Consider the following 3,250-nt stretch of genomic DNA (forward strand, 5'->3'; position numbering starts at 1 on the left):
GAAGGTCCGCTCGTGCCGCTGGCCGGCTGCACCGATCTCTACGTCGCCCTAAATTTCGGCACGCTCGAGGGGCGGCGCTTCCTCGACCTGTGGGCGCTCCCCGAGTTGAGGCGCATCGAGCGCCGGGACGGTGTGCTCTCGATCGGCGCGCTGGCCACCTGCACCCAGCTCATCCGCTCGCGGCTGGTGCGGCAGTGGCTGCCCATCCTGGCCGCCGCCGCCCGCGAGGTCGGCGGCGTGCAGATCCAGAACCGCGGCACGCTGGGCGGCAACATTGCCAATGCCTCGCCCGCCGGCGACACGCTGCCCGTCTTGGCCGCCGCCGACGCGGACGTGGTGTTGCGTAGCGCGAGCGGCGCGTCGCCTTCAACTCCTTCTACACCGGGTACCGCAAGACGGTGATGCGCGCCGACGAGCTGATCGTGGCCGTCGAGGTGCCGCCCGCCGAGGGGCGGCAGTGGTTCCGCAAGGTGGGGACCCGCCGGGCCCAGGCCATCTCGAAGCTGGTCATGGCCGCCGTGCGCGCGCCCCGGCCGCGCATCGCCCTGGGCAGCGTCGCCCCCACCGTGATCCGGCTGCCCCGCACCGAAGCGTGCCTCGCGGGCGGCGGCTCGATCGAGGAGGCGCAGCAGCTCCTGGCGCTGGAGATCCAGCCGATTGACGACCTGCGCTCGACGGCGGGCTACCGCCGGCAGGTGGCCATGAACCTGCTGCGGCGCTTCTGGCAGGACACGACCCCGAGATCGGAGTGACTGTGGCCGAAAGTACCGGCCCCTTGCGGACCGCCGCCCGGCGGGCCGCGCGTGAGTTTCAACGAGTCGGAGCTTGGTGCTCCCCTTGCGCAGCTTGACGGACTAGACTAGACTTAGCTCATGAAGAAGGTGAATATCCACGAGGCCAAGACGCACCTGTCGCGCCTGGTGGAGGAGGCGGTGCGCGGCGAGGACGTCGTGATCGCCAGAGCCGGCAAACCCCTGGTCCGGCTGGTACCGGTTTCTGCGCTGGAAGGGCCCCGGCCGTTGGGTTTGTTGGCAGGCAAGGTCCGGGAGTCGGAGGACTGGTGGGCGCCTGACCCGGCGCTGGAAGCGCTCTTTTACGGCGACGAGCAGGGTGAGGCGAATCCGGACCCGGCCGAGAAGACACGCCGATTGGGATGAACCTGCTGCTGGATTCTCACGCCCTGTTGTGGGCTCTGCACGATCCGGGGAAGCTGCGCTCGGAGGCGGCGGAGGCGATTCAGGATCCTGCTCGAGCCGTGTTCTTCAGTGCGGCTTCTGCCTGGGAGCTGGAACTCAAGGCGGCGGTGGGGAAGCTCGATCTCCCGGGAGACTGGCTGGCCGCGGCGGAGCGATCGGGTTTCCTTCAGCTTCCCGTGACGGCCGCTCAGGCGCGGGAGAGCGCCCGGCTGCCCTGGCACCACCGGGATCCTTTCGACCGCGTACTCGTGGCGCAGGCCCGGGAGCAGGGGCTAGGCATCGCTACACGGGACCCGATCATCCCGGCGTACGGCGTTCCCGTGTTCGAGGTGTAGCGATCCACGCGACGCTGCCGGACTCGCATTCGCGCTCACGTTCGTCGAGCACAGCCGAAGCCGGCGGGGATTCGAAGCAGCGCGCGGCCAGCCGAGGAATGCACGCGTCCGCCAAGAACTCGCCGCCGCGATCCTGAAATCTCCCCCTACGGCCTTATCCAAACGACTCTGCAAAATACGCCCGCATTCGGCCGCCGATCCATCCCCGCTGGCTTCGTTGAGGCCCGATGCGTGCAGGCGAGGAACCATTCAGCCCCCGGCTGCCTATTAGCTGCATGGTGAAATTAGCGGGGTTCCTCGGCGCTACGGTAGGCGGATGGCTGGGCTGGGTCATTGGCGCGCGCATCTCCTTCTTCACCGCTTTCTTCCTGAGCATCATCGGCACCGGGGCAGGCCTGTACCTTGGGCGCCAGTGGGCGCGACAGTACTTCTGACGCTCTGAGCCTTCCAGTGGGCTGCTGCTTCGCAGTTCGTGGTCGAGTGGGTCCCCTCGATCTGCCGGCCAACGCCTCGCATTTCGAGGCGCCGCAGCCGCGGCCGCTCGTGGCCATGGTGCCGGCGGACGGCTGGATGCTACGGCGTCGGGTTGCGCCTCGAGGATGCGACGGAGAAGAAGGGCCGCCCTCCGCCTCGGCGTTCCCCGCACCCGACTGGCGGACCGGCCGCCCCGGCGGCTACCGCTGCTCGCCGCCCGCCAGGTACGGACTGCCGTCCCGCGCCACCTCGAACGCCTTCGACTGACCCCGCGGGATGCTCAGCGAGCGCCACTCGCCGCCCCGGAAATGCTTCGCCAGGTACACGATCTGGCCCACGTGGTAGGCGTAATGCGTGAGCTGCCGGTTGATGGCCTGCATCACGGTGTGCGGCTCGCCGCGGATGCGCACCGTGCGCTCGAGGTCCGCCGCCGCCAGCGGCTCCAGCGCCGCGAAGGTGCAGCGCCAGCCCTCCTCCCACCACTGTTTCACCTGGGCCGCGCTCGTGCCCGCATCCAGCTCGAACTCCGAGTCGCGGTTCCGGTCCGGCTTCTCCCCGTCCGTGGTCAGGAAGTCCGTCCAGCGCGAGCGCATGTTGCCCGCCACGTGCTTCATGATGATGGCGATGCTGTTGGACTCCTGGTCCAGCGTGCGGAACAGCTCCGCATCCCCGACCTGCTCCATGGCCCGCTCCGCCAGCCGCTTGTACTTGCGCAGCTCGAGCAGTGCGTCCTCCAGATACTGGGCGCCCAGGGGCTCGGTCATGGCCGCTCCCTCCGCAAGGGGAATCGCCGTCCCGCCGCAACGCTACTATGTTGCCGCGCAGATGCCCCCGCAACCCCGGGGGAGACGCCGAGATAGCGCGCCCGACTCCGCAGCCCGAGCTCGCCCTCCGCAGCCGCCGCGTGGTCACGCCGCAGGGCGTGAAGCCGGCGGCCATTCTCCTCCGGAAGGGCGTGATCGACGACGTCGCCGCCTGCGAGGCGCCGCCCCCGGACGCCCGACTCCTGGACTACGCCGAAGCCGTGCTGCTGCCCGGGCTGGTGGACAGATCGCCTGCTTCATGTGTTCGAGCGGAGGGGCCGAAGGTCTCGCCCCGGGGCCCGTCGCTCGCGTCCGACGACCAGGTGTCCTGCGCACACCGACTGGGGAGGGCAGAGCTTTCCTGGAGGTCGTGGCGGTCGAATCGCTATGCGCCAAGCAGCCGCTGCACGAGGAGCGTCTGCATGTCGCGGCGTCCGTCGGC

General features: G+C 69.6%; 6 protein-coding genes. 5 read left to right on the forward strand and 1 reads right to left on the reverse strand.

What is annotated here, in order from left to right; all coding sequences use genetic code 11:
- The 5 genes from HY703_09105 to HY703_09125 form a co-directional block, all read left to right on the forward strand.
- Nucleotides 1-402, forward strand: a 402-nt coding sequence (locus HY703_09105) for an FAD binding domain-containing protein (GenBank protein MBI4545340.1), incomplete at its 5' end; no start/stop codon positions are given.
- Nucleotides 402-752, forward strand: a complete 351-nt coding sequence (locus HY703_09110; GenBank protein ID MBI4545341.1) for a hypothetical protein — start codon at nt 402-404, stop codon at nt 750-752. The genes HY703_09105 and HY703_09110, both read left to right, overlap by 1 nt.
- A 120-nt stretch (nt 753-872) precedes the next feature.
- Complete coding sequence (locus tag HY703_09115; GenBank protein ID MBI4545342.1) at nt 873-1,157, forward strand: type II toxin-antitoxin system prevent-host-death family antitoxin; 285 nt, start codon at nt 873-875, stop codon at nt 1,155-1,157.
- A complete protein-coding gene (locus tag HY703_09120; protein ID MBI4545343.1) occupies nt 1,154-1,531 on the forward strand; it encodes a type II toxin-antitoxin system VapC family toxin in 378 nt (125 codons plus the stop codon). The genes HY703_09115 and HY703_09120 overlap by 4 nt, the downstream gene beginning before the upstream one ends.
- Before the next feature lie 275 nt (nt 1,532-1,806).
- Nucleotides 1,807-1,965 (forward strand): hypothetical protein, encoded by a 159-nt coding sequence (locus HY703_09125; protein ID MBI4545344.1) that lies wholly within the window; start codon nt 1,807-1,809, stop codon nt 1,963-1,965.
- A 240-nt stretch (nt 1,966-2,205) separates the two neighbouring features.
- Here HY703_09125 and HY703_09130 read toward each other — a convergent pair whose 3' ends face one another.
- Nucleotides 2,206-2,769, reverse strand: a complete 564-nt coding sequence (locus tag HY703_09130; GenBank protein ID MBI4545345.1) for a DUF1572 family protein — start codon at nt 2,767-2,769, stop codon at nt 2,206-2,208.
- Nucleotides 2,770-3,250 lie beyond the last annotated feature (481 nt).

The organism is Gemmatimonadota bacterium (assembly GCA_016209965.1).
Taxonomy (GTDB): domain Bacteria; phylum Gemmatimonadota; class Gemmatimonadetes; order Longimicrobiales; family RSA9; genus JACQVE01.

Bases quoted from the DNA above. Each gene is read 5' to 3' on its own strand.
- HY703_09125 (MBI4545344.1), top strand. From the start codon at position 1,807: ATGGTGAAATTAGCGGGGTTCCTCGGCGCTACGGTAGGCGGATGGCTG.
- HY703_09115 (MBI4545342.1), top strand. From the start codon at position 873: ATGAAGAAGGTGAATATCCACGAGGCCAAGACGCACCTGTCGCGCCTG.
- HY703_09120 (MBI4545343.1), top strand. From the start codon at position 1,154: ATGAACCTGCTGCTGGATTCTCACGCCCTGTTGTGGGCTCTGCACGAT.
- HY703_09110 (MBI4545341.1), top strand. From the start codon at position 402: ATGCGCGCCGACGAGCTGATCGTGGCCGTCGAGGTGCCGCCCGCCGAG.
- HY703_09130 (MBI4545345.1), bottom strand. From the start codon at position 2,769: ATGACCGAGCCCCTGGGCGCCCAGTATCTGGAGGACGCACTGCTCGAG.